This window comes from Mesorhizobium sp. WSM3862 (genome assembly GCF_002294985.1).
GTDB lineage: Bacteria > Pseudomonadota > Alphaproteobacteria > Rhizobiales > Rhizobiaceae > Mesorhizobium.
Window position 1 is genome coordinate 361,065 of record NZ_NSGE01000002.1, and the last position, 25,041, is coordinate 386,105.

Annotated in this window: 28 protein-coding genes and 1 tRNA gene; 15 read left to right on the forward strand and 14 right to left on the reverse strand. The window is 64.5% G+C overall.

Going from position 1 to position 25,041, the window contains the following annotated elements; translation table 11 throughout:
- The first annotated feature begins 50 nt into the window (after positions 1–50).
- Positions 51–124, forward strand: a tRNA-Gln gene (locus tag CK224_RS06010).
- A gap of 121 nt (positions 125–245) precedes the next feature.
- On the forward strand, positions 246–422 hold the full coding sequence (locus tag CK224_RS31190; protein WP_082980697.1) for a hypothetical protein: 177 nt from the start codon (positions 246–248) through the stop codon (positions 420–422).
- Positions 423–534: 112 nt separating this feature from the next.
- On the opposite strand, the gene CK224_RS06020 is transcribed toward CK224_RS31190, so the two are convergent.
- Positions 535–1,170 carry a 2-dehydro-3-deoxy-phosphogluconate aldolase gene (locus CK224_RS06020; protein WP_095781127.1) on the reverse strand — a complete coding sequence of 212 codons (636 nt, stop codon included), beginning with the start codon at positions 1,168–1,170 and terminating at the stop codon, positions 535–537.
- A 142-nt stretch (positions 1,171–1,312) separates the two neighbouring features.
- Between CK224_RS06020 and CK224_RS06025 the strand changes: the two genes are divergently transcribed.
- From CK224_RS06025 to CK224_RS06035, 3 genes are all read left to right on the forward strand, one after another.
- Positions 1,313–2,242, forward strand: a complete 930-nt coding sequence (locus tag CK224_RS06025) for a rhodanese-related sulfurtransferase (protein ID WP_095781451.1) — start codon at positions 1,313–1,315, stop codon at positions 2,240–2,242.
- A 121-nt stretch (positions 2,243–2,363) separates the two neighbouring features.
- Positions 2,364–3,071, forward strand: a complete 708-nt coding sequence (locus CK224_RS06030) for a tellurite resistance TerB family protein (RefSeq protein WP_067002750.1) — start codon at positions 2,364–2,366, stop codon at positions 3,069–3,071.
- A 279-nt stretch (positions 3,072–3,350) separates the two neighbouring features.
- A complete protein-coding gene (locus CK224_RS06035) occupies positions 3,351–4,103 on the forward strand; it encodes an SDR family oxidoreductase (RefSeq protein ID WP_082953977.1) in 753 nt (250 codons plus the stop codon).
- Positions 4,104–4,116: 13 nt separating this feature from the next.
- Here CK224_RS06035 and CK224_RS06040 read toward each other — a convergent pair whose 3' ends face one another.
- Positions 4,117–5,301 (reverse strand): pyridoxal phosphate-dependent aminotransferase, encoded by a 1,185-nt coding sequence (locus CK224_RS06040; RefSeq protein WP_095781128.1) that lies wholly within the window; start codon positions 5,299–5,301, stop codon positions 4,117–4,119.
- An 83-nt stretch (positions 5,302–5,384) separates the two neighbouring features.
- Here CK224_RS06040 and CK224_RS06045 point away from each other — a divergent pair, with 83 nt between their 5' ends.
- Genes CK224_RS06045 through denD form a run of 4 tightly spaced genes read left to right on the forward strand, consistent with a single transcriptional unit; the run spans position 5,385 to position 8,291 of the window.
- Positions 5,385–6,071, forward strand: coding sequence for a GNAT family protein (locus CK224_RS06045; RefSeq protein WP_095777357.1), 687 nt, complete (start codon positions 5,385–5,387; stop codon positions 6,069–6,071).
- Between the two features lie 13 nt (positions 6,072–6,084).
- Complete coding sequence (locus tag CK224_RS06050; protein ID WP_095781129.1) at positions 6,085–7,065, forward strand: cation diffusion facilitator family transporter; 981 nt, start codon at positions 6,085–6,087, stop codon at positions 7,063–7,065.
- Between the two features lie 43 nt (positions 7,066–7,108).
- Positions 7,109–7,315, forward strand: a complete 207-nt coding sequence (locus CK224_RS06055) for a hypothetical protein (protein ID WP_095777137.1) — start codon at positions 7,109–7,111, stop codon at positions 7,313–7,315.
- Position 7,316: 1 nt separating this feature from the next.
- Complete coding sequence (gene denD, locus CK224_RS06060; protein ID WP_095781130.1) at positions 7,317–8,291, forward strand: D-erythronate dehydrogenase; 975 nt, start codon at positions 7,317–7,319, stop codon at positions 8,289–8,291.
- 15 nt (positions 8,292–8,306) lie between these two features.
- On the opposite strand, the gene CK224_RS06065 is transcribed toward denD, so the two are convergent.
- The 4 genes from CK224_RS06065 to CK224_RS06080 all read right to left on the reverse strand — a co-directional run bounded on the left by CK224_RS06065 (position 8,307) and on the right by CK224_RS06080 (position 12,482).
- Positions 8,307–9,524: a nickel/cobalt transporter gene (locus CK224_RS06065; protein WP_095781131.1), complete on the reverse strand. Its 1,218-nt coding sequence runs from the start codon at positions 9,522–9,524 to the stop codon at positions 8,307–8,309.
- 6 nt (positions 9,525–9,530) lie between these two features.
- Positions 9,531–10,199, reverse strand: a complete 669-nt coding sequence (locus CK224_RS06070) for a DUF1007 family protein (RefSeq protein WP_095781452.1) — start codon at positions 10,197–10,199, stop codon at positions 9,531–9,533.
- A 181-nt stretch (positions 10,200–10,380) separates the two neighbouring features.
- Positions 10,381–11,280 (reverse strand): LysR family transcriptional regulator, encoded by a 900-nt coding sequence (locus tag CK224_RS06075; protein ID WP_095781132.1) that lies wholly within the window; start codon positions 11,278–11,280, stop codon positions 10,381–10,383.
- Positions 11,281–11,282: 2 nt separating this feature from the next.
- Positions 11,283–12,482 (reverse strand): amidase, encoded by a 1,200-nt coding sequence (locus CK224_RS06080; RefSeq protein WP_095781133.1) that lies wholly within the window; start codon positions 12,480–12,482, stop codon positions 11,283–11,285.
- Positions 12,483–13,021: 539 nt separating this feature from the next.
- On the opposite strand from CK224_RS06080, the gene odc2 reads away from it, so the two are divergent.
- Together odc2 and CK224_RS06095 are read left to right on the forward strand one after the other, a co-directional pair.
- Positions 13,022–14,155 (forward strand): ornithine/lysine decarboxylase, encoded by a 1,134-nt coding sequence (odc2, locus tag CK224_RS06090; RefSeq protein WP_067002471.1) that lies wholly within the window; start codon positions 13,022–13,024, stop codon positions 14,153–14,155.
- Positions 14,156–14,486: 331 nt separating this feature from the next.
- Positions 14,487–14,981, forward strand: coding sequence for an N-acetyltransferase (locus CK224_RS06095; protein ID WP_095781453.1), 495 nt, complete (start codon positions 14,487–14,489; stop codon positions 14,979–14,981).
- Positions 14,982–15,064: 83 nt separating this feature from the next.
- On the opposite strand, the gene CK224_RS06100 is transcribed toward CK224_RS06095, so the two are convergent.
- The 4 genes from CK224_RS06100 to CK224_RS06115 form a co-directional block, all read right to left on the reverse strand.
- Positions 15,065–15,349, reverse strand: coding sequence for an SCP2 sterol-binding domain-containing protein (locus tag CK224_RS06100; protein WP_067002744.1), 285 nt, complete (start codon positions 15,347–15,349; stop codon positions 15,065–15,067).
- Between the two features lie 198 nt (positions 15,350–15,547).
- Entirely contained in the window at positions 15,548–16,072 is a 525-nt protein-coding gene (locus CK224_RS06105) for a hypothetical protein (protein WP_067002470.1), read from the reverse strand.
- A gap of 31 nt (positions 16,073–16,103) precedes the next feature.
- On the reverse strand, positions 16,104–16,526 hold the full coding sequence (locus CK224_RS06110; protein ID WP_067325992.1) for a hypothetical protein: 423 nt from the start codon (positions 16,524–16,526) through the stop codon (positions 16,104–16,106).
- Between the two features lie 8 nt (positions 16,527–16,534).
- A complete protein-coding gene (locus CK224_RS06115; protein WP_245418652.1) occupies positions 16,535–17,104 on the reverse strand; it encodes a rod-binding protein in 570 nt (189 codons plus the stop codon).
- A 223-nt stretch (positions 17,105–17,327) separates the two neighbouring features.
- Here CK224_RS06115 and CK224_RS06120 point away from each other — a divergent pair, with 223 nt between their 5' ends.
- On the forward strand, positions 17,328–17,915 hold the full coding sequence (locus CK224_RS06120; protein ID WP_245418651.1) for a transglutaminase-like cysteine peptidase: 588 nt from the start codon (positions 17,328–17,330) through the stop codon (positions 17,913–17,915).
- Positions 17,916–18,033: 118 nt separating this feature from the next.
- Here the strand turns inward: CK224_RS06120 and CK224_RS06125 are convergent, their stop codons facing one another.
- Genes CK224_RS06125 through flhA form a run of 3 tightly spaced genes read right to left on the reverse strand, consistent with a single transcriptional unit; the run spans position 18,034 to position 21,259 of the window.
- The gene (locus tag CK224_RS06125; protein WP_095777144.1) at positions 18,034–18,417 is read right to left on the reverse strand and encodes a hypothetical protein; all 384 of its coding nucleotides are present in this window, start codon (positions 18,415–18,417) and stop codon (positions 18,034–18,036) included.
- A 5-nt stretch (positions 18,418–18,422) separates the two neighbouring features.
- Complete coding sequence (gene fliR, locus CK224_RS06130) at positions 18,423–19,175, reverse strand: flagellar biosynthetic protein FliR (protein ID WP_067326000.1); 753 nt, start codon at positions 19,173–19,175, stop codon at positions 18,423–18,425.
- On the reverse strand, positions 19,172–21,259 hold the full coding sequence (gene flhA / locus CK224_RS06135; RefSeq protein ID WP_095781136.1) for a flagellar biosynthesis protein FlhA: 2,088 nt from the start codon (positions 21,257–21,259) through the stop codon (positions 19,172–19,174). The genes fliR and flhA overlap by 4 nt, the downstream gene beginning before the upstream one ends.
- Positions 21,260–21,381: 122 nt before the next feature.
- Here flhA and CK224_RS06140 point away from each other — a divergent pair, with 122 nt between their 5' ends.
- Positions 21,382–21,681: a putative quinol monooxygenase gene (locus tag CK224_RS06140; protein WP_095777146.1), complete on the forward strand. Its 300-nt coding sequence runs from the start codon at positions 21,382–21,384 to the stop codon at positions 21,679–21,681.
- Here CK224_RS06140 and CK224_RS06145 read toward each other — a convergent pair.
- A complete protein-coding gene (locus CK224_RS06145) occupies positions 21,678–22,148 on the reverse strand; it encodes a MarR family transcriptional regulator (protein ID WP_095781137.1) in 471 nt (156 codons plus the stop codon). The two genes, CK224_RS06140 and CK224_RS06145, sit on opposite strands and share 4 nt — an antisense overlap.
- 47 nt (positions 22,149–22,195) lie before the next feature.
- Between CK224_RS06145 and CK224_RS06150 the strand changes: the two genes are divergently transcribed.
- Together CK224_RS06150 and CK224_RS06155 are read left to right on the forward strand one after the other, a co-directional pair.
- Positions 22,196–22,939: an NAD(P)-dependent oxidoreductase gene (locus CK224_RS06150; protein ID WP_245425756.1), complete on the forward strand. Its 744-nt coding sequence runs from the start codon at positions 22,196–22,198 to the stop codon at positions 22,937–22,939.
- Positions 22,940–23,258: 319 nt separating this feature from the next.
- Entirely contained in the window at positions 23,259–25,040 is a 1,782-nt protein-coding gene (locus CK224_RS06155) for a chloride channel protein (protein ID WP_176477864.1), read from the forward strand.
- Position 25,041: the final 1 nt, after the last annotated feature.

The following is a 25,041-nucleotide window of genomic DNA, read 5'->3' on the forward strand; positions in this document are numbered from 1 at the left end:
TTTATCACGGCAGCATAGTTTGAACGGCGCGGGTTTCCCGCGTGGTCTTTTCCCGCTTCGTCTAACGATAGGACAGCGCCCTTTGAAGGCGTGAATCGTGGTTCGAATCCATGAGCGGGAACCAGCCGGCGGCTGGTATTCGGCCCGCACCGGCATGCCATCACGCACGCTTAAACTTCTCGTGAGACCGGAACGGGCCGCGCTTTTTCGGGTTAGGATGCGTTCGTTCCAAACTGGGGATATTCATGAAGAAGATTCTATTGGCGTCAGTTCTCGCTCTGGCCGCGGCATCGGCTGCCGTGGCTCCAACGCAGGCCGAAACCGTTATCGTCAAGACCGGCAAGCATCACTGCAGAACCAAGGTGGTCACCCATTGGGTTCACCACCGCAAGGTCGTCGAGAAGGTCAAGGTCTGCCACTGACCGCATGTCCAGCCCTGGAGCGGTTCAGCGTTTGATAGACCGCTGAACCGCTCCAGGTGTTCTTTACGCGATCCGGACGGAAGAACCGGTGCCCACACTTCCTGGAATTGCGTTAGGCGAGCTTGCTCGCCTCGCGCGCCAGGGCTTCGATCTCATCCCATTTGCCGGCCTTGATGAATTCGTCGGGCGCCACCCACGAGCCGCCGACGCAGATGACGTTGGGGAGGCTCAGATAGTCGGCGGCGTTCTTGGCCGTTATGCCGCCGGTCGGGCAGAATTTCACGTCGGCGAGCGGCGAGGCGAAGGCCTTCAGCGATGCGATGCCGCCCGACTGTTCGGCCGGGAAGAATTTCAGGAAGCGCAGGCCGGCTTCGCGCGCAGCCATGATCTCCCCGGGGGTGATGGCGCCGGGCAGCAGCGGCACGGGGCTGTCGTTGGCCGCGTCGAGAAGCTGGCTCGTAATGCCGGGGCTGACGATGAATTTCGAGCCGGCGCGTGCCGCCTCGTCGAACTGCTTGGCATCGAGAATGGTGCCGGCACCGACAACCGCGTCCTCGACTTCGGCCGCGACGCGGCGGATCGCTTCCAGCGCATCGGCGGTGCGCAGCGTGATCTCGATCGCCCTCAAGCCGCCGCGCGACAGAGCGCGAGCGAGCGGCACGGCGTCGGCGACATTGGCGATCTTGAGCACCGGGATGACCGGCTGGCCGTTGAGGAGCGACAGAAGCTTTTCGGTCTTGCTGGTCATTGGCTTGTCTCTCCGTTTCGGTCGATTTCAACCGATTAGCAGAAGGGGTATTCCGAGTCCACGAAGGCGGGCGTGTCGCAATGTCACGCGGCCCGTCCGCTCCGCCTTGAAACGGCTTTCAGCACGGTCTAGTGGCATGGGCATGACAACAACCAAGGAAATTCAGCCGGTCCGCGTTGCCGCGCTCTACAAGTTTGCGTGGCTCGACAATTACCAAGCGCTGCGCGCGCCGCTTGCCGCCTTCTGCTGCGGACGCGGCATCAAGGGCACGCTGCTTTTGGCGCAGGAGGGCATCAACGGCACGGTCGCCGGCAGCGAGGCAGCGATCGCAGCGCTTATCGATCACCTGGAGGCGATCGAAGCGCTTGCCGGCCTGGAAGTGAAATACAGCACCGCCGCCGAGATGCCGTTCCACCGCATGAAGGTGCGGCTGAAGCGCGAGATCGTCACGATGGGCGTCGACGATCTCGATCCGGCGAGCAGCGCCGGCACCTATGTCGCGCCGGCCGATTGGAACGCGCTGATCGCGGACGCCGACACGTTGGTCATCGACACGCGCAACGCCTACGAGGTTTCGATCGGCACCTTCAAGGGCGCGGTCGATCCCAAGACCGCCAGCTTTCGCGAGTTCCCGGGCTGGGTCGAAGAGCACCGCGAGGAGCTCGAAGGCCGCAAGGTGGCGATGTTCTGCACCGGCGGCATTCGCTGCGAGAAGGCGACCGCTTACGTGAAGTCGCTGGGCTTCAGGCAGGTCTTCCATCTCAAGGGCGGCATCCTGAAATATCTCGCAGAGGTGCCGGCCGAAGAGAGCCTATGGCAGGGCGAATGCTTCGTCTTCGACGAGCGGGTATCGGTGTCGCATGGCCTGGCCGAGGGCGAAGCCGAACTCTGCCGCGCCTGCCGCCATCCGCTCACCGTCGAGGACCGGCTCTCGCCGAAATATACGGTCGGCGTCTCATGCCCGCATTGCTTCGAAGCGCGCTCGGACGCGGACCGCGCGCGCTACGCCGAACGCCATCGCCAGGTGGAACTCGCGCATGCGCGGGGCGCCAAGCGCCACATCGGAAGCTGAGCAGCCCAGGTTTCGTCAAATCATCCGCCCGTTCATTGTAATGTCAATGCGCGGGGCCTACGTCTTGCCGATCCGAAACCCCGCCCGGGCGCATTCGGCCGGGCCAATTCTGGAGGCATTGATGCTCGACCCCAAGAAGCTGCTCGACGACCTTTTCGGCTCGCAAATTCCCGGCACGGGATCGACCGTTCGCGACAAGGCGGGGCAGGCGGTGCAGATGGCGAAGGACAATCCGCTCGCCGCCGGCGCGCTGGCGGCGGTGCTGCTCGGCACCGGCCCCGGTCGACAGGTGACGGGCGCTGCCATGAAGCTCGGCGGCCTGGCAGCCATTGGCGGCCTCGCCTACAAGGCCTACCAGAACTACAAGGCCGGCAATGTGCCGGCACAAGAACCCGTGGCCGGCGAGCCCGAGTTGCTGCCGCCGCCCAAGGACACCGCCTTCCACCCCTCGCAGGCGCCGCAGGGCGAGGCCGAATTCACGCTGACCCTAGTGCGGGCGATGATCTCGGCGGCCAAGGCGGACGGTCATGTCGATGACGAGGAGCGGCAGAAGATCGCCGACAAGCTCAAGCTCGCCGGCATCGGTGCCGAAGCGGAAAAATTTCTGCTGGATGAGCTTGAACGCCCGCTCGATCTCGACGTCCTGATCACCGGCGCCAAGACCGATGCGCAGAAGGTTGAGCTCTACACCGCCTCGCGCCTTACCATCGATCCCGACACCCGCACGGAGCGCGGCTATCTCGACCTGCTAGCCGGCCGCCTCGGCCTGCCGGACGCGCTGGTCGACCATGTCGAGGCGACGGTCTCGGCGGCGAAGGCGCCGGCTTGAACCGCGCCCGATCCGCGCCAGCAAATTGCCGGTTGGTAAACGGGCATGGGACGTGCTGCTGGCCGTTAATCTTTCGTTAACCCAGCAAGCGCATCATTCTAACCAGTCGGACCGGCTTATCCTCCTCCCAAGCGCGGTTCAGATGAGGGGCGGTCGCCAATGACCGCCCTTTTTGTCGGCTCCGCTTTCTTGCCGACAATAGCCGCTTGCCACGCCCTCCGTCATTTGCGATGCCACGTCTTCTTCCAGCAGTGACGGGGAGCGAGGACGATGACCGCCATGACAGAGAAAACAGCCATCGTAACCGGCGCGGGCACCGGCATCGGCAAGAGCGTCGCCACCACGCTGCTCAAGGCAGGCTGGAACACCGTGTTCTGCGGCCGCCGCAAGACGCTGCTCGAGGAGGCGATCGCCGAGGCTGGGAAGACCAGCGCCAGGGCGCTTGCCGTTGCATGCGACATCAGCAAGGCCGGCGAAGTCGACGACATGTTCGAGACAGTGGTGGAGGCGTTCGGGCGCGTCGACCTGCTCTTCAACAATGCCGGCATGGGCTACAAGTCGACGCTGATCGACGAGATCCCGGTCGAGGTCTGGAACGATGTCGTCGGCGTCAACCTGACCGGCTCGTTCCTATGCGCCCGTGCCGCCTTCGGCGTCATGCGCCGGCAAAAGCCGATGGGTGGGCGCATCATCAACAATGGCTCGGTGTCGGCCTATGCGCCGCGGCCGGGCTCAGCGCCCTACACGGCGACCAAGCATGCCATCACCGGCCTGACCAAGACCCTGGCGCTCGACGGCCGGCCCTATGACATTGCCTGCGGCCAGATCGACATCGGCAATGCGCTGACCGAGATGGCGCAGGCGATGACCGTCGGCGTGCCGCAGGCCAACGGCTCCATCGCCGCCGAAGCGGTGATGGATGTCCAGCGCGTCGCCGACGCGGTGCTTCACATGGCGAGCCTGCCGCTCGACGCCAATGTGCTGTTCATGACGGTGATGGCGACGAAGATGCCGTTCGTCGGCCGCGGGTGAGGGGGCTGAGGCTCTATTTCGTCAAGAACCCTTCGATCCGCTCCAGCGCTCGCAATATGTTCTCCTCGGAATTGGCGTAGGAAAGCCGGACATAGCCTTCGCCGAGCACGCCGAAATCGGGGCCGCCGATCAGCGCTACTCCGGCATCCTCCAACAGCGCCGAGGCAAGCTTCTTGGCCTTCCAGCCGGTCTTCGAAACATTGGGGAAGGCGTAGAAGGCGCCCTTCGGCGTGATGCAGGAAATGCCGAGGAGCGCGTTCAGCCCTTCGACCACTATCTTCCTGCGGTTGTCGAAGGCGAGCATCATCTTTTCGACATCGTCCTGCGGGCCGTCTATCGCGGCGATGCCGGCATACTGGCTCGGCGCGTTGACGCAGGACCAGCAGTTGACCGCAAGCTTGCGCACCTTGTCGTAGAGATAGGCGCCCTTTTCGCCGTTTGGCCAGATCGACCAGCCCATGCGCCAGCCGGTCATCGCCCAGGTCTTGGACCAGCCGTTGAGCACGATCAGCCTGTCGCGGAGTTCCGGAAAGTTGAGCAGCGAGCAGTGGGTCTCGCCGTCATAGGTCATGACATCGTAGATTTCGTCGGAGAGGATCGCGACCTCAGGGTGCTTCTCCAAGCCCTTCACGAGTTTGGCGATCTCGTCCCGCGCGGTCACGCCGCCGGTCGGATTGGCGGGCGAGTTTAGGATCAGCAGCCTCGTCTTCGGCGTGATCAGCGCCAGCGTCTCTTCCGCCGAGAAGGCAAAGCCGTTCTCCTCGCGGATCGGCACCGGGATTGGAGCAGCACCCGTGAACTCGATCATCGAGCGATAAATCGGAAAGCCGGGATCGGGATAAAGAATCTCCGCCCCCGGCTCGCCGAACATCAGGATCGCGGCGAACATGGTCGGCTTGCCGCCGGGCAGGATCATCACGTTCTCGGGCGATACTTCGACCCCGGTGGTGGTCAGGGTTCGGCGCACGACCGCCTCTCGAGTGGCTAAAAGGCCGTTGGCAGGCGTGTAGCCGTGATGGCCGTCGCGCAGCGCCTTGATCGCCGCCTCGACGATATGCTGCGGCGTCTTGAAGTCGGGCTGGCCGATGCCGAGGTTGATGATGTCGCGGCCCTGATGGGCAAGCGCCGTTGCCCGCGCGAGCACCGCAAAGGCATTTTCCTCGCCGAGACGATCGAAGGCCGCGATGGTGTGGAGCATTTTTCCCGTCCCTGTGGTTCTTTCTGTGGGCGAGCGTTTTTGTGAGCGTGCGCCAGGAAAAGTCAAACGGATTGGAGCGGTCGGTGTCGGAAAATCTGAAGAATTGGCAGGCACGCCCGCGCCCCGAACGCAAGGCGCTGGAAGGTCGCTATGTCCGGCTCGAACCGCTGAGCGCGTCAAAGCACGGCGACGGGCTCTTTGAAGCGTCGTCGGTGCCGGATGCCGGTGGCCGCTTCGCCTGGCTGCCGGACTATCCGCCCGAGAACCGCGCCGCCTTCCAACCATGGCTGGACAAAGTCGAGGCGAGCGAGGATCCGCTGTTCTTCGCCGTCATCGATAAGGCGAGCGGCAAGGTCGCCGGACGTCAGACGCTGATGCGGATTGATGCCGCCAACGGCGTCATCGAGATCGGCAACATCTATTGGGGGCCGCTGATTTCGCGCAGGCCGCAGGCGACCGAAGCACAGTTCCTGTTCACCAAATATGCCTTCGACGAGCTCGGCTATCGCCGCTACGAATGGAAATGCAACAACCGCAACGAGCCGTCGAAACGTGCGGCGGAACGTTTCGGTTTCAAGTTCGAAGGCATTTTCCGCCAGCATCTTGTGGTGAAGGGCGAAAACCGCGATACGGCGTGGTATTCGATCATCGACAAGGAGTGGCCGGCGCTGCGCAAGGCCTATGAGGCCTGGCTCGATCCGGCGAATTTCGATGGCGAGGGCCGCCAAAAGCGACGGCTCGAGGATTTCCGTGCCGAATCCGGCGCGTAGCAGGAGTTGCGCGATGGCGCATGATCACGGCTCACACGCGCACAGCCACGGCGCCGATCACGTGCACGGGTCGACCGACAAGAAGCGCGTTCTCGTCGCGGGCTGCCTGACAGCGGGCTTCATGATCGCGGAGGCGCTCGGCGGCTTGCTCACCGGCTCGCTGGCGCTGCTTGCGGATGCCGGCCATATGCTGGCGGACGCGATCGCGCTCGGTCTCGCCTGGTATGCCTTCCACCTCACCGGACGTCCCGCCACCGGGCGTCTCACCTACGGCTTCGCTCGCGTGAAGACGCTGGTCGCATACACCAACGGCATCGCCATTTTCGTCATCGCGCTTTGGATCGTCTACGAGGCCTGGGGGCGGCTGATGCACCCGGCGCCGGTGCTGGGCGGGCCGATGCTGGTGGTGGCGGTCGCCGGCCTGCTGGTCAACGTCGCCTCCTTCTTCGCGCTGCATGGCGGCGACCGCGAGAGCCTCAACATGCGCGGCGCCATACTGCATGTGCTGGGCGACCTGCTTGGCTCGGCCGCGGCAATCGCTGCGGCCCTCATCATCCTCGCCACCGGCTGGACGCCGATCGATCCGATCCTCTCCGTGCTGGTGGCGCTGCTGATCCTGTCGACGGCGTGGTCGCTGATGCGCGAGGCCGCCCATGTGCTGCTCGAAGGCGTGCCGGCAAGCCTCGACCGCGATCTCATCGCCAAGGATCTGGAAGCCGCGGTCAAGGGCGTGCGGGAGGTGCATCACATGCATGTCTGGTCGCTCGACGGCACCAGCAACATGGCGACGCTGCATGCCTGCCTGAATGACGGCGTCGATGCGCATGCTGCGGTGAGCGCCATCAAGAAGCGGCTTGCGGCGAAGCACGGGATCGATCATGCAACGGTGGAGCCCGAGTTCGGCCTGTGCGCCGACAGCCATGACGAGCACGATCATCACCATGATCACGACCATGCGCATGATGCGCCTCGCGATCGCCGCCACTATCACTGAGCCGGGCGATGCCTTTGAGTTGCCTCGGAGCGAAGGGTGAATAATGGACCGCGAGACGCGCAACGCGGCGATCGCCGCGGCCTGGATACTGCTCCTGTTCGGCCTCGCCGCCTATTTCCTGCCGACCATCATGCTGGCCGCCGGCAAGGTCTCGACGGTCCTTGCGGTCGTCATCGCCGCGCTCTTCATGGTGGGGCTGTTCGTCGTCCTGTGGCTGCGCGGACGCAGCCAACGCAAGAAGGGTCTATGAGATGAGAGTTCTGATTACCGGCGCCGCCGGCATGGTTGGCCGCAAGCTGATCGCAAGGCTGGCCAAGGACGGTGTGCTGCGCGGGCGCAAAATAACCGCGCTCGATCTGCACGATATCGTGCCGCCGCAGGCGCCGACGCTCGCCGGAGTCGATATCTCGATCCACGCCGGCGATCTTTCCACGCCCGGCGCGACGGCCAAGCTCGTTGCTTCCCGCCCGGACGTGATTTTCCATCTCGCCGGCATCGTTTCCGGCGAGGCGGAGGCCAATTTCGACCTCGGCTACCGCGTCAATCTCGACGGCACGCGCGCTTTGTTCGACGCGGTGCGGGTGGCGGGCTTCGCGCCGCGCCTTGTCTTCACCTCGTCGATCGCGGTGTTCGGCGCGCCGTTCCCGGATGTCATCCCGGACGAGTTCCATCCGACGCCGCTCACCTCCTACGGCACGCAGAAGCTGATCAGTGAGGCGCTGCTTGCCGACTACTCGCGGCGCGGATTCTTCGACGGCATCGGCATCCGGCTGCCCACCATCTGCGTACGGCCGGGCAAGCCGAACAAGGCGGCGTCGAGCTTCTTCTCAGGGATTATCCGCGAGCCGCTCAGCGGCCAGGAGGCGATCCTGCCGGTGCCGCGCTCGGTGCTGCACACACATGCCAGCCCGCGATCGGCGGTGAATTTCCTGATCCATGCGGCCGAAATCGATGGCGATAAGGTCGGGCCGCGGCGCAATCTCACCATGCCCGGCGTGGCGGTCACGGTCGGCGAGCAGATCGACGCGCTCGGGCGCATAGGCGGCGCCGAGGTGGTCAAACGGATCCGCGAGCAGCCCGACGAAACGATCTGGGCGATCGTCAGAGGCTGGCCGACGCGCTTCGAGGCGCGCCGCTCGCGGGAACTTGGTTTTGTCGCCGAGAAGAATTTTGATGAGATCATCCGCGCCCATATCGAGGACGAACTCGACGGAAGGATCGAGTGACAGTTTCGGTCGGCTTCAGACGCCGCCCGTCAGGCTGGCCGACAAGAGCAGCAGGCCAACGAGGAAGATGAAGGCGGCGCCGCCGATCTCGACGATCGAATGGATGCGGTTGCCGATGCGTCCGTCGCCGGCGAAATAGACAGCCCAGTTCTTGGCAGTCACCGCGATCGTCGCCAGCGCGGAGACGGTGATCGCGGTGCCGATCGACATGGCGAGCACCGAGAGCAGGCCGCCGAGCCAGAGTCCGTTGAGAAGCGCGAAGCTCAGCACGATCAGCGCGCCGGAGCAGGGGCGGATGCCGACGGCGGCCACCGCCGACCAGGCGGTCTTCCAGTCGAAGCGATCGCCCGAAAGCAGCGCCGGATCCGGCGCGTGCGAATGGCCGCAGGTGTCGCAGACTTCTCCCGGGCCGTGGTGATGATGCCCAGCGTGAGCATGGTCGTGCGCCGCGTGGTCGTGATCATGCGCCTTGTGATCAGTCGCCTCATGGCTGTGCGCATGCGAATGCGCGGCATGATCATGGTCGTGATGCGCGTGCGAGTGCGTCGAGTGGGCATGCGCGGAATGCGAATGGGAGTGGGAATGACCGGCATGGGAATGCGCGTGAGCATGCGAGTGCCCGCCACGCGAGTGGCCGGCATGGGCCGCCGACAGGCTGTGGGCCGGACCGGCGCCGAACCGCCGAAGAATGGCCGGGCCCGCCTTGCGCCACAGTAGCCAGGCGCCGAACAGCGTCACCAGCACATAACTGGAGATCTCAAGAAACCATGCCGCGTCGGTCATCGACACCGCCGTGCCGCGCAGCACGAAATAGGCAAGCATCATGACGACGACCGCGGTCAGCCCCTGCAGCAGCGCCGAGACGAAGGACAGCATGATCCCGCGCTTCAGCGCCACTTCGTTGGCGACCATGTAGGACGAAATCACCGCCTTGCCGTGGCCGGGCCCGGCGGCGTGGAAAATGCCGTAGGCGAAGGACAGGCCGACGAGCAGCCAGAGCTTGTTGCCGTCCTGGCGCATGGCTTTCATCGCGGCCGCCAGCGAATGGTAGAATTCCTGCTGCCTGAGATTGATCCACATCAGGATATGGGCGAACGGACCGGTCGTGCTCGGCGCCATGCCGTCATTGGTGCCGATGCCGAGCGAGCTCTGGGCATGGGCGACGCCGGGTAGATGCGTCATGACCAAGGTGGCGGCCGCGAGGCCGAGCGCCAAGCGCAGCGACGGTTTCATCACCAGTTATCCTTCCGGCGGACAGTTCAGTTCGAGCTTGGTGGCGAAGATCTTGCTCATGTCGGTGCCCGTCGGATCGTTGAAGAAGGCTTCCGTCAGGGTCTTCTGGTTTTCCTTGATCGCTTCGTCCGGATCGGGACGGATCACCTTTTTGGTGCAATTCGCGGGCAATCCCTCAACGGTGAGGTTGGCGTCGTCGGTGAAGTCGATCGCCGTGTAGAAGGTTGGATCGTAGACGCCGACGTCGATCTTGCCGGCGAGCTTGATCGGCGTCTTCGGCTGCGACTCGAACAGAATGATCAGCTGGTCGTTGTCGAAGCTCGCCATCAGATGCGGCGGAGGGACCATGGCCACGTCCTTGCCGTCCTGCGTGACCAGCTGGAAATAGTTGAACTCGGCCAGCGAGGAATGGACGGTGTCGGCCACTTCCTTGAGCTCTTTGTCGTCAAGCTTCAGATCGGAGTTCTTGTCGAACTCCATCATCACTGTACTCGAAAACAGATCGTCGAAGCGCCAAAGGTGGCGCAGCGCCGTCACACTTTGGTGATCCGCGCTGAGGATGACGTCGAGGCGAGCCTCGGCGAAGACGTGCGGGTGCACCTGGGCGGGCTCTACCGCGGCAAAGGTGGCCGCAATTGCCGAAGCCAGTACGATTGCTTGCCGTTTCAGGTGCATTCCGGGCCGCGATTCCATCGACTTTGGGAGTGGGCTCCGAGAGTTAACAGAAAGGGGGCGAAATTGGGACGCGCTCTCGGAGAGCGTTGCGCTCTTTCCAGATTCGCTCGATGCGCTTTTAGGCTCTGATTCTGCGCATGTCCTTGTGCCGAAAACGGTTCCCACCTTCGGGGGACGTGCTTCACGCAGCGTCGCGCGTCCTGAACCAGTGCACCAGGAAATCGACGAAGACACGGACCTTGGCGGGCAAATAGCGGCGATGCGGATAGACCGCGAAGATGCCGCTGCCCGAGAGGATGCGGTCGTCGAGCACCGTCACCAGCTTGCCCGACGCGACTTCGGGCGCAGCGATGAAATCCGGCAGGATGGTGAAGCCCAGGCCCGACACGGCGGCTGCTCTCGCCGCCATCGGACTGTTGACCTCGATCGGCCCCGACACGGTGACGCTCACCGAATCCTCGCCGTCTCCCTTGAAGCGCCAGTTGGCTAAAGAGCGGCCGTTGGTGTCGACGATGCAGGGCATGTTGGAAAGATCCTGCGGGCGGCTCGGGGTGCCATGCTTTGCGAGCAGGTCCGGCGACGCGCAGAGCTTGATCGAAAACGGCCCGAGGCGCCGCGCGATCAGCGACGAGTTCTCCAGCCGCGAAATGCGTACGGCGACATCGAAGCCTTCCTCGACCAGATCGACGAAGCGGTCGTCGAGATGGATGTCGAGAACGATATCCGGATGTTGCTTGGCAAAGTCGATCAGCGACTGGCCAATCGGCGCGTCGGCAAAGGTGCGCGCCGCCGAGAGCTTGATGCGGCCGCGCACGTCGCCGGAAGATTCGCGCACGGCATCGGCCAGGCTGTCGACCTCGCGCACGATTTCGGAGGCGCGCTGATAATAGGTGTGGCCGGCTTCGGTCAGCGAGAACTGCCGCGTCGTGCGGTTCAACAATAGCGCGCCGAGTTCGTCCTCGAGCTCGCGCACATATTTCGACAGCAGCGCCTTGGAACGGCCGATCTTGCGCGCGGCGGCCGAGAAGCCTTCGGCCTCGACCACGTCGATGAAGGCGCGCATTCGGGTCAATGTATCCATGATCAGACCTTTCGGGCCGCGTCCAGAATCGTGCGGCCGAGCCCTATCAGGGCGACGTCGCTGCCGAAAGGGCCGAGCAGCGACAGGCCGAAGGGCGCGCCATCGACGGAACCGAGCGGCAAGGTGATCTGCGGGAAGCCCGACAACCCGGCCAGGCACAAAAGATGCAGCGCCCTTTCGCGATAGGCCTGGAACTGCTCCGGCGTGCTGGTCTTCAGTGGCGCTGCGCCCGGCACGGTCGGCAGAACAAGAAAGCCGTCGTTGCCGAGCAGCTTGCCGAACTCGGAACGGAAGGCTGCCCGACGCGCCGTTTCGGCTTCGACCGTCTTTGGGTCGATCGTGCGGCCGAAGCCGAAACGCTCGTCGACACCCGGACCCAGCCCGTGACCGCCTGCCGAAATCCAGCCGCCATGCACCTGCCAGGCCTCGAAGGCCTGCAGCCGGCGAAAGCACCAGTAGAGATCATCTGGGGACGAGGCGAAGGCGTGTTCGGTTTCGGTCGGCTCGCCGACGACGGCTGCTGCCTGTGCCTTCACCCGCGCATATTCGGCGGCTTCCGTCGGCCCGGAAACAAAGGCATCGAGCCAGCCGATCGACAGCGGGCGGTTGAGCGGATGCTGGTGTGGATCGCGTCCGAGCAGAAGCTTGCCGGCCATTTCGTAAGCTTCTATGTCGCCGGCGAACCAGCCGAAGGTGTCGAAGCTCGGCGCGAGCTTCATGGCGCCCTCGAGCGATACCCGGCCGTGACTGGTGCGCAGCCCGATCAACCCGCAGAAGCTCGCCGGCGCGCGGATCGAGCCGCCGGTGTCGGAGCCGACGGCGATGTCGGCAAGGCCGCCGGCGACCGCTGCCGCCGAACCTGACGAGGAGCCGCCGGTCACGCGATCCGGAGCGGCTGCGTTCACCGGAAACGGGAAATGCGAATTCTGGCCGAACAGCGAGAAGGCGAGCTCGTCGGTTTGCGTCTTGCCGACGAATCGCGCACCGGCATCGAGAATCAACTGCACAGCCTCGGCCGTCCGCGAGGCGGCGTGAGCCTGTTCGAACTTGCGCGGGTTGCCGCAGCCGGTGCGATAGCCGGCGACGTCATAGATGTCCTTCACGGCTAGGCGCAGGCCGGCCAGCGGGCCAAATTCCGCATTGGCCACGGGCATTTGGCGCAGATCGAGGAAGGCGTTGAGAGGGCCGTGGGTGCCTGGCATTGTTCGATTTCCGAATACGGTCCACAAACATTGTTCGATGCCGCAATTTTTACAACCGGCGCTGACGATTTTTATTGATTGTGAAACCCTTCGCTCTTATATCGCGCTTGCCCAAAGTCGCACGTGCCTGTGGGTGTCCGCCGATCCTCGAATGGTGAGGGCAATCGGTAAGGTAAACTGGAGCCACCCCTCCAGTCGGTCAGTGGCCAACCACAAGACCGAGGACACCTTGAAGCAACGACGGTGCGGGCCTTTCTGGTGTCTGCCGGTCGTCCAAAGACCGGGGTTACTGAAGAGGCACACCTTCATTGCCGGCAGTGCGGACGGGTCCTCCCATCCAAGCCAAGGCAGACAAAGCGAACCGAGGCCGGGCAAGGCCAGGTTCACCGCCGCGAGACGGCGATCCGTGGTTCCGGGGTCTCCACCGGCTGGTTCCATGGATTTTCCGTCCCGCCTTTGTCCACCGCGAGTTCGCGAGGCTGAGCGCCCGCGTCCCGCAGCCTTTGTGCGCGCCGAAAGGCGCAGATGGAGAGACCTCGATGGCCACCCAGCGCATCCTTGACTTTCTCGCCACCCGACGTCCGAACGGCCCCTGCCTCGTCGTCGACCTCGATGTCGTGCGCGACAATTTCCGCGCCTTCGAGAAGGCGTTGCCCGATTCCAAGATCTACTATGCGGTGAAAGCAAACCCGGCGCCGGAGATCCTGCGCCTGCTTGCTGCGATGGGCTCGTCCTTCGACACCGCATCGGTTGCCGAGGTCGAGATGGCGATGGATGCCGGCGCGCCGGCGGATCGCATTTCCTTCGGCAACACCATCAAGAAGGAGCGCGACATTGCGCGCGCCTACCAGCTCGGCATCCGCCTCTACGCGGTGGATTGCGTCGAGGAGGTCGAGAAGATTGCCCGCGCCGCTCCGGGCTCGCGCGTGTTCTGCCGCGTGCTGACCGACGGCGAGGGTGCCGAATGGCCGCTGTCGCGCAAGTTCGGCTGCGTGCCGGCGATGGCCGTCGACGTGCTGCGTCACGCCAAGAGCCTCGGCCTCGACGCCTATGGCGTGTCGTTCCATGTCGGCTCGCAGCAGACCGATCTCTCGGCCTGGGACCGCGCGCTGGGCGATGCCAAGAAGGTGTTCGCCACCCTCGCCGAGGAAGGCATCGTCTTGAAAATGGTCAACATGGGCGGCGGTTTCCCGACCCGTTACCTGAAGGACGTACCGGCGGCGCAGGCCTATGGCCAGGCGATCTTCTCGGCGCTGCGCAGGCATTTCGGCAACGCGCTGCCCGAGACGATCATCGAGCCGGGCCGCGGCATGGTCGGCAATGCCGGCGTCATCAAGTCGGAAGTCGTGCTGATCTCGAAGAAGGCCGACAATGACAATGTGCGCTGGGTGTTCCTCGACATCGGCAAGTTCGGCGGCCTAGCGGAAACCATGGACGAGGCGATCCGCTATCCGATCGTGACGCCGCGCGACGGATCGGAGACCGCACCCTGCGTGCTCGCCGGCCCGACCTGCGATTCGGCCGATGTGCTCTACGAGAAGACGCCTTATCCCCTGCCTCTGTCGCTCACCATCGGCGACGAGGTGCTGATCGAAGGTACTGGCGCCTACACGACCACCTATTCGTCGGTCGCCTTCAACGGCTTCGAGCCTCTCCGATCCTACGTGATCTGAAGGCGCGAGCCTTCAGATCAACCGGCGTGGGTGACATCGCCCGCCGGGGCTCGCTTGTGGAACAGATCTCCGCTCGTGAAGGATCGCGGAAATGGACTTTGCAGATTTCATCATCGAGGGCGCTGCGCGCCGGGTCTCCCCCCTCGAGGGGGAGATGGCCGCGCAGCGGTCAGAGGGGGGCGTCGCGCGTGGAGCGCCAGCGCCGCTTCTCGTCACGCTGGGCGCCGGTATTACATGCGCAACGACCCCCTCTGTCGCCTTTGGCGACATCTCCCGCTCGAGGGGGGAGATTGCGCCGGGCTTCGTCATCGTTGCCGAAGGCATCGGTGATATGCAGGCGCGCGAAGCGCTGCTCGACCGCGCCATGGGGCCGAAGCGCAGGAAGAAGTCGTCCGAGAGACTGCGGCGTGGCCGCCGGCCGTCGGAAGGCCTGGCCTTTGTCGCGCGCGACCCGTCGGGCGCGCTCGTCGGCACGGTTCGGCTGTGGGACGTGACGCTGGGCGAGGGTGGTCCGGCAGCGCTCCTGCTTGGGCCGCTGGCAGTCGAGCCCGGCCTGAAGAGCGGCGGCATCGGCTCAGCGCTGATGCGGCACGCGACCGCCGAGGCTGCGCGGCTCGGTCACGGCGCGATCCTGCTCGTCGGCGATGCGCCCTATTACGGGCGGTTCGGTTTTTCGGCCGACCGCACCGGCTCGCTCGCCATGCCTGGGCCCTATGAGCTGCACCGCCTGCTGGCGCTCGAGCTGAAGGAGGGCTCGCTCGACGGGGCCGCGGGCACGATCAAGGCCGCCGGCCGCAAGGTCAAGGCGCTGGATTTCGTCGCCTGACTGTCGGAGGCATTACCGATGCGGCGCCGCGCGTTCAAAAACGCGGCGCCACATCGCTCTTCCAAAAAGTAGTTGGCTGCCGGTCAGCCGAGCAACTGGCTGAGCGCCATGGCGACCGTCATGTCGCCCTCGACCTTCAGCTTGCCGGCCATGAAGGCCATGGTCGGGTTGAGATCGCCGGCGATCAGTGAATCGAGATCGTCGAGCGAGAGCTTGATCGTGCAGTCGGTCGGGGCATCGGCGGTCGAAACGGTCGCGCCGTCGATAACGATGACGCCGTCGCTGCCGGTGTCGAACTTGACCGAGTGCTCGAAGCCGGCGCTTGCCACGCGCGACCTGATCTTGTCGGCAATCTCCTGAACGCCCATGGCGGTTCTCCTCGTTTGGTTGCGTTTGACGCGCACCGGCCTTGGCCGCTGGGCGAGGCGCCGCGTCGCGCGGGAGCGCGGCGACAGCCACCGGCGCATATAGCTTCGGGTTGACGTTTACGTCAACGTGGCCGCCATGCGGCATGTCGCATCACCAGACGAGGGTGTGAACCCGCCAGTTCGATCGCCGAGAGCCGATCAATGCTCCGGCTGGAACGGCTTGGTCATCGCTTGCGCGGTCTCGCCGGCAGTCTTGCGGCGGCGGATGGCGTTGTCGCGGATTTCGTCCTTGGACAGGAAGTTGACCTGGTCGATCAGCACGTCATGCACCAGCTCGACGCCGACGCGGGCGTTGACGGTCTCGCGGATCGCTTTGCGGAAAGCATCGAGATCGATCGTGTCCTTCTTGGTGAAATCGATCTGCGGATTGGAATAGAGGTAGGAATAGACCTGATCGGTAATGATGGCCGGCGCCGGGATCGACAGTTTCTTTATCTGATCCGGCTCCACCGTGTAGACCAGCTTGGTGAGAAAATAGCCGTCGATTTTGGCATCGCGGACGAGCGGTACCGAAATGATGTCGGTCTTGACGTAGTCGAGACCGCCCAGCATCGGCTTCGGCGGCTCACCGACGCCGCGCTCGCCCGCCGCCTGGAACGAGTAAAACACCGCGCCGAGGGTTACGGCGCAGATCCAAAGCGCTGCGGCGAGGAATTTGATCACCGAATCCTACCTTGCTCCGCAGTCATCTCATTCAAGCCCGGGCATATCCGAATTCGCCTGCCGAGTAGGTGCCGTCGGCATCGGCGCGCTGGATGGCGTTCTTCAACAGCGTGGCGACCTCGTTGACGGCATTGAGATGGGCAAGAATAGCCGCCTCGTTCTTTGCCAGCTTCTGGCGCAACCGCGCCAGCCCTTCGCGATGCTGCTCGAGGAACTCGATCTCATTGGCGCCCTTCAGCGCGCGGGTCAGTTCGTAGAGATAGCGACTTTTGCGGGCATTCGAGGCCTTGAGGTCGTAGCTGGTGCCGCTGCGGATACCCGCCGTCTCCTCGTCCACCGCCTCCTCGATCCGGCCAATGATGGCGGCGAGGTTGCCAGGCCGTGCAGCTGCGATCGGTGCTTCCGCGGCGGTGGTTCGTGCAGGCAGGTTGGAAAGGTCCGTTTGGTCGGCCATGTAGGTCCCTAGATCTTGATGTCCGTTTTTATGGTTGTGTCGTCACCGGTCATAGACCGGGCGGCCTTACGCTCGAGCTCGTCGACCAGGGAGGTCGAAAGCCTGGTCTGCTGGTCGATCTCGGCTTTCTCCGGTCCGCCCCCAACGGGCCCGACCGGCACCTTGTGTTTGCCGTCCAGATAATGGTCGGCAAGCATCGATCTCGCGATGCCGATCCCGCCATGCGCGGCCATGACATCGGCTACCTTTTCGGCAAGCTGCGATTTCCACATGTCGCCGGCCAGACCCTTGCCGTAAACGCCCTCGGTGTCCTTGGGCATCATGTTCTGGATGAAAGTGGTCAGCACCATCGCCTCGAAGCGCTGGAACTTTTTGGCTGGATTTGCCGCCTCGGCCTTGTCGGCAGCGGCGCGCGAGAGCACCGAGCCCGCCTCGACCGAGGCAGTCTGGTCGATCGAGAAGGTCTCCCCGGCACCGCCAGCCCGCCTCGCGAGTGCTGCCCGCGCGGCCTCGACGTCGGCCGGCTCCGCCGCACGGGCGACGTCCATCACGATGTCGCTGGGAGGTGAAATCGCCAAGAAAGCACTGCCTTTTGCCGGTTTTTGTCCGTTGCACAATGACGCAACAAGCTTGTGGCAGGCTTGCGGGGATGGCGAGGTGCAGTGCAGCGCTCAAATCTTATTTTAGCAGGTATTAATATTTTAACGGTGTTGCCCCGCCGCCGGCGCAATTCGGGGTTTTGAAAACGACTAATTAACCCCGCCCCCTCATCCTCGAGACCACGCCTTGGAGACGTTGATCGTGAAAAGCGATGTCGTGCTGATCGCATTTCTGCTGTCGGTTGCCAGCCCATTTGCCGCCCAGGCCGGAACGGCAATGCAAACCAAAGGCAAGGCGTTCGCACCGCCGGCCTTCTATTCGTTCTGCAGCCGCCAACCCAGCCTCTGCAGCACGGCCGGCGGAACAAAGGTCGTCGCCCTGCGGCCTCAGCTCAGCGCGCAATTGAACGAGATCAACCTTTCGGTCAATTCACGCATTACCGAGGTCAGTGATCGAGCCGTTGTCGGCAAGAACGACGACTGGCGCGTGCCGACCGTGTCCGGCGATTGCGAGGATATCGCGATACTGAAGAAGCTCGAACTGATGAAGCGCGGCTGGCCGGCCTCGGCGCTGCTGTTGACCGTGGCAAGCTATCACGGCGAGGGACACACGGTGCTGACGGTGCGCACCAACGAGGGCGACCTGGTGCTCGACAACCTCACCAGCGCGGTCCGTGATTGGTCCAGCACGCCCTACAACTATTTCGCCCGGCAGGCGCAGGGCAATGGCAGGCGCTGGGAGCGGATCGGGGCGGCCAAGTCGGTCGGCACGACGGCGACCGGCACCTGACAGCCTCGCTCGCCGCCCGCCGGATCCACCGCTCTATCTCCTTGGTTTGACGCAAGTCCGGACGGGAGGCCACGGCGAAGTCGCCGAGCCCAACCGTTTCATGCTTTTCCTGATTGCCCTAGTCATGTCCCCGCTTCTGGGCAATGAGGTCCAGCCGCTCGCGGTCTGAGCGTTCGCGGTCGTCGCGGCGGCGAGCGTCCCTATAGGCGCGCTCGACCATGTTGGTCCGCGCGGTCGCGGCGGCGATCAACGTCGCCTCCTCCCGGGCGCTTTCAAGATTCTGTTTTTGTTGGCCGAGCGCGTTCGCAATCCGGCGATGGTAAAGTTCCGGGAACAGGCCGGCCAGCGAGCTATCAGCGTCGAAATGCCCGATGAGTTCCTTTGCTTCCGATTCGGCCGCCGCGGCCGCGGAGAGGAAGCCGGCATGACGGGTTTCGTGCACCGCCTTCAACTGCTCCTGCACCTTGACCAACTTCTTCAGTCTGTCCTTGCGCGAGGCCATCGCGGCTACCTCGCTAGCGTCAGGTCGACAAAGCCGTCGACGAACAACGACAGCAAGGTGCCGATGGCAAAGTAGAAGATGATCAGCCCGCCGGCGATGACGAAGGGCAGCGAGATGAAGTACACCGGGATCTGCGGCGTCAGCTTGTTGACGAAGCCGATCGTCAAATTGACCAGAATGGCGTAGGCGACGAAGGGACTGCCGAGCCGGATGACCAGGAAGAAGGCGTCCGACACCGTGTCGGTGACGTCGACCAGCGCCGCCTGCGGGTTGAAGAATACATTGACCGGAGCAACCGTGTAGGAGGCGACCAGCGCGCGCACGATCTCGTGGTCGAAGTCGAAGACGAAAAGCAGGAGCAGCGCCGAGAACGAGATGATGGCGGCGAGCGCAGCCTGCGGCTCCGGCTCCTCGATCGCCGGGCCGCCTGAGCCGCCATAGCCGATCATCATGGCGATGGCCGAGCCCATGAACCGCAGCGCTTCCATATAGAGCCTGGTCATGGCGCCGATCAGCCCGCCGACCAGAAGCTCGGAAACGATCATCGGCACCAGAACCTGCGGGCGCGGGTCGACATAGGGATAGATGCGGTCCCAGAGGAAGGCGAGCAGGCCGCCGGTGGCGGCGATCGACACAAACAGCCGGACCTGGAGAGGCACGCGGGCGCTCGACAGGCCGGGCATCAGCATGAAACAGGCGCCGATGCGGCAGAAGGCGAGGAAGGCGGCGATGACGACGCCTTGCGAGAGCGCGTTCACGAGATCGTTCCGAGCACCTTGATTTCGACGCCCTTGGCGATCTCGACGTGGCTGAGCACGGGCAGCGTGGTGAACAGCCGCTCGATGATCATGCGCACATAAGGCCGCGCGTCCGGCGCGGTGACCAGCACGAAGCGCTCGCCGGCTTCGAGATGCTTGCGGATCGCCTTGGTGGCGTCCTGGCCGAATTCCTCGAGCTGGCGCGGATCGATGTCGAACTCGCGCACCTCGCCCTTGGCATCGCGCTTGAGGCTCTGGTGAAAGGCGAGGTCCCATCGGTTGCCGAGGCGCAGCACCTTGAGCATGCCGCCCTCGGAGAGATCGCCGCAGATCTGCTGCGCCATGCGGATGCGGACATGCTCGACGATCTGCTCGGTGCGGCGCACATGCGGCGCGATCTCGGCGATGGCCTCGATGATCAGGTGCAGGTTGCGGATCGAGACGCGCTCGGCAAGCAGAAGCTTCAGCACCGCCTGCAGGCCGGGATAGGAGATGTGCGAGGTGCAGATCTCGTCGGCGAGCTTGCGGTATTCGGGGTCCAGCCGCTCGAGCAGCGCCTTCATGTCCTTGTAGGACAGGAGCTGCGGCAGGTTGTTGCGGATCACCTCGGAAAGGTGGGTGAGCAGGACCGACATGTTGTCGGCAAAGGTGTAGTTCTCGCGTTTCAGATCTTCGGCGAAGGTTTCCAGCACCGAATAGGCGCGCATGCCGAAAGCCGGCTCGCGGATTTCCTCACCGGGGATGTCCGGCACGCCGCGGGTGCCAAGCAGCACCATGATTTCGCCCACGCGCATCTGGTATTCGGCAACGACGGTGCCGTGGACCTTGATCTGATAGCTCTTCGGCGGGATGGCGAAGTCGTCGGCGACGCGCACCTCCGGCACCACGAACCCATATTGCTGGGCGAATTTCTTGCGCATCTTCGACATGCGGAACACCAGCTCCTGATGTGCGACCAGCAGCCTGGTCGAGAGCTGCTTGCCGATCAGCAGCTCGATCTCGGCAGTCGCAAGCGAGGCCTTGACCGAATTCTTCTCCTCCTCGACCTTGTCGGCCTTCTCCTTGTTCTTCTGCGCTTCGGCCGCCGCCACCGCGCGGTTGTGGCGCAGCGGGATGACGTAGCCGAGGCCGGCCATGGCGCCGGCAAGGGCAAAGAACGGGAATAGCGGCAGACCGGGCATAAGGCCGAGGATGACGAGCAGCGAGGCCGCGACATAGAGCGCGCGCGGATGCGCGCCGAGCTGGCCGAACACCGCCTGATTGGCGGAGCCCCGCGTGCCGCCCTTGGAGACGAGCATGCCGGCGGCGAGCGAGACGATGAGGGCCGGGATCTGGGTGACGAGGCCGTCGCCGACCGACAGCTTGATGAAGACGTCGGCCGCCTGGCCGAGGCCCATGCCGTGGCGCAGATAGCCGATGGCGATGCCGCCGACGATGTTGATGGCGGTGATGATGAGGCCGGCGATGGCGTCGCCGCGCACGAATTTCGACGCGCCGTCCATCGAGCCGAAGAAGGAGGATTCTTCTTCCAATTCGCGGCGGCGAAGCTGCGCCGTCTTCTCGTCGATCATTCCGGCGGAAAGGTCGGCGTCGATCGACATCTGCTTGCCGGGGATGGCGTCGAGGGTGAAGCGCGCACCGACTTCGGCGATGCGGGTGGCGCCCTTGGTGATGACGATGAAGTTCACCACGATCAGGATCATGAAGACGATGAGGCCGATGACGAAGTCGCTCGACATCACCAGCTTCGAGAAACCCGAGATGACGTAACCGGCGGCATGCGTACCCTCATTGCCATGCGACAGGATCATGCGCGTGGTGGCGATGTTGAGCGAGAGCCTGAGCATCGTGGCGATGAGCAGCACGGTCGGGAAGGAGGAGAAATCCAGCGGCCGCTGGATCCAGAGCGCCACCATCAGGATCAGCACCGAGAGCGCGATCGAGAAGGCAAGGCCGATGTCGATGAGGAAGGCCGGGATCGGCAGGAACAGCACCGCCAGGATGACGACGATGCCGAGCGCGAAGAAAACGTCGCGGCCGTTCTTGGCCGCCAGGCCGGACGGGATTGTTTCGCTGATCGCCATATCGTCCTCGAATCCAGACTTGCCCAGCGCAAAGGCAGGCTCCCGACCTTAACCGGTCAAGCTTGCGCGAAGGTGGGAGAGAGGCTACGGGATTTGAGCCGGCTGGCGAAAGGAAAAGGTGCATGCTCCTCATCATCGGCACGATTCGGCTGCCACCCGACAGGCTCGAGCAGGCAAGGCCGGCGATGGAACGAATGATTTCAGCGAGTCGCGCCGAAGCCGGCTGCCTGGCATATTCGTATGCGCAGGATGTTCTCGATCCCGGCCTGATCCATGTCTCGGAAGCGTGGCGGGATCGTGCGGCGCTCGAGTTGCATTTCAAGTCAGCGCACATAGCCGAATGGCGCGCGAGCTGGGCGGAGCTCGGCATTGGGGATCGGAAGCTGACGCTCTATGAAGCGGGTGGGGGTGCTGCGATCTAACCGGCCGCGCCTGCGATCGCGACGGCGACCAGCCAGCGCCGGACGGCGCGCTCGTCGTTGGCCGAAAGTCCGGCGGTCAGCTGGCGTTCAAGCCGCTGCACGCGCTCGCGACATTTCTTCAGCAAGGCACGGCCGCTGTCGCTGAGATCGAGGTGCTGGATGCGCCCGTGCACCGCATGCGGCTTGCGGACCACTGAACCGGCCTTTTCCAGATTGCCGACGATCACGCTCACCGTCTGCGGCGTCAGCACCGCGAGCCGGGCGAGGTCGGCATTGGAGATGCCTGGATAGGCCGACAGCATGGTCAGCGTCGCGAATTGCGGCTGCGTGACGCCGAACTCATCCAGCGCCCGCTCGACCCGCAGCCTGTAGGCGCCGGCGGCCTGGCGCAGCAGGTAGCCGAGATAACCTTCCTCGCCGCGCTTGCCTTCGCCGGGGGCAGGAATTTCCGGTTTCTGCTTGCGCATGATGTAAGAGCTCTTATATGTTGTTCGAACTCTGATATTATCGCAAGATGGAATGGAAGACGATGGGCTATCGCATCTTTCTTGCCGGCGGTTCCGGCGCGATCGGCCGCCGCCTGATCCCGCAACTGGTCGCTGCCGGCCATCGGGTGACTGCGACAACGCGTCGGGCCGAGAAGGCCGAGAAGCTCCGCGCGATCGGGGCCAGCCCGGTGGTGATCGATGTGTTCGATGCCGGCGGCCTGCTTGCGGCGGTCGCCGCGGCGAGGCCAGAGGTCGTGATCCATCAGCTTACCGATCTGCCGGCCGGACTCGATCCCAATAGGATGGGCGAGTCCATCATCGGAAACGCGCGCGTCCGCGACGAGGGGACCCGCAATCTGGTCGAGGCCGCGACGTCGGCCGGCGCCCGTCGCCTGATCGCGCAGAGCATCGCCTGGGCCTATGCGCCCGGACCCGAGCCGCATGCCGAAACCGATCCGCTCGACAGCGGCGCCGAAGGCGGCCGCGGCATCAGCGTCGGCGGCGTGATCGCGCTCGAACGCCAGGTTCTCGAGGGCTCGAGCATGACAGGCATCGTGCTGCGCTATGGACATCTCTATGGTCCCGGCACCGGAGCCGACGCTGCCGCCGACCCGGCGCTGCATGTCGATGCCGCCGCTTATGCGGTGCTGCTTGCCGTCGAGCGCGGCGCGCCGGGCCCCTTCAACATCGCCGAGCCGAACGGCCATGTCGCGACCGACAAGGCCGTTAGCGAACTCGGCTGGCGGCCCGACTTCCGCCTGGCTGTGTGAGGGACGAAGGAATTGCCGCCAAAGGACAGACCTGGTTCGAGCCGCCGGGCACGGTGCATCTGATCGCGGAAAAGGCGAGCGCAACGGAGCGGGGGACATGCTGGCGACCTTCGTCTCGGGGGACGATTGCGGGCCGCTGATCCTCTCGATCAGTGCCATTTTCCCATTCTCGCAAGCGAGGGTAGCCGGCCCAACCGTCGCTAATCGACGCAACGCCAAAATGGCGCCACAAGCGGTCGGCATTGCGGTTGCCACTCCATGCCGTCGGGCGTATCAGGCGCGGCAGCATCCATCATCCGCATACCGGCGAGCCGCTCCGTTGCCTGCCATAAACGAACCGCAAGTCTACGCCCGCCGGCTTCGGGCGGTGCTGATCAATTCCATCCCCGTGCTCGAGGCGCGCGGCATCGTCATTGTGCTGATGGCGGGGATGGTCGGCATGACCGCGGGCGCCCTGGTCACCGGCATGAGCGCGCTGGTGCAAGCCATGCACTTCCTGCTCTTTGACGTGCAGCCGGGCGGGCGGCTTTCGGCGATGTTTTCGCTGGCCAGTCCGGTGCAGGCGATGTTTCCGGCGATCGGGGGACTGCTGCTCGGCCTTTCGGTGATCTGGCTGAGAAGGCGGAAGTTCAGAACGCCTGTCGACCCGATCGAAGCCAATGCGCTCTACGGTGGGCGCATGTCGCTCACCGATACGTTCATCATCGTCGGCCAGACCATGATCTCCAGCGGCTTCGGCGCCTCGGTCGGTCTGGAAGCCGGTTATACGCAGGTTGGTTCCGGCATCGCCTCGCGGCTGGCGCGCGCCTTCCGGCTGCGCCGCAACGACGTGCGCATCCTGGTCGGCTGCGGCGCCGCCGGCGCGATCGCTGCCGCCTTCGACGCGCCGTTGACGGGTGCCTTCTACGGCTTCGAACTGGTCATCGGCATCTACTCGGTGGCCAATGTGGCGCCGGTCATGACGGCGGCGATCGCCGCCTCGCTGACGGCTGAGATGTTCGGCGGCGTGCCGTTTCCACTGGAACTTTCCGGCCTGCCGACGCTGACCGCCAGCCAGTATGTGCCGTTCCTGCTGCTGGGACTGCTCGGCGGGGCTGCGTCCATCGCGATCATGCATCTGGTGAGCCTTATCGAGCGCGTCTTTGTGCGGCTGGCGATCGACGCTTCTGTCAGACCTTTCATCGGCGGCATCGTTGTCGGGCTGCTCGGGCTGGTCACGCCGCAGGTGCTGTCCAGCGGACACGGCGCGCTGCACCGCGAGTTCGCCATGAACTACGCGCTTCCCGTGGTGGCTAGCGTGTTCGTGCTGAAGCTTGCTGCCTCGGCGATCTCGCTCGGCTCCGGTTTCCGCGGCGGTCTGTTCTTCGCCTCGCTGTTCCTGGGGGCGCTGCTCGGCAAGGTCTTTGCCGGCGTCATGGCGATGGCTGCGCCCTCAACCGCGCTCGATCCGGCGGTCGCCGCTGTCGTCGGCATGACCTCGCTTGCCGTAGGTGTGGTCGGCGGCCCGCTGACCATGACTTTTCTCGCGCTGGAATCGACGCGGGACCTGACGCTCACCGGCGTGGTGCTGGCAGCGTCGATCATGTCGGCCATTCTGGTCCGCGAGACCTTCGGCTACTCCTTCTCGACCTGGCGCTTCCATCTGCGCGGCGAGACGATCCGCAGCGCCCACGACGTCGGCTGGATGCGCAGCCTCAATGTCGGGTCGATGATGCGCAAGGACGTCCGCACCATCGATGCTTCGATTACCTTGGCCGAGTTCCGCAAGGAGATCCCGCTCGGCTCGGCGCAGCGCGTCATCGCCGTCGAAGAGGGCCGGCACTATGTCGGCGTGCTGCTCGTGGCCGAACTGCACAGCGACCTCTCAGACGGCGAGACTCCGGTGCAGGCGCTCGCGCAGTTCAAGGATGCGGTGCTGGTGCCGTCGATGAACGTCCAGTCCGCCGCCGAGACCTTTCAGCGCGCCGGCGCTGAAGAGCTAGCGGTCGTTGAGGATTTCGACGACCGCATCGTGCTTGGCCTGCTCACTGAAAGCCATCTGATGCGACGCTACGCCGAGGAGCTGGACAAGGCGCGGCGGGATCTTTCCGGCGAGGGCTGAG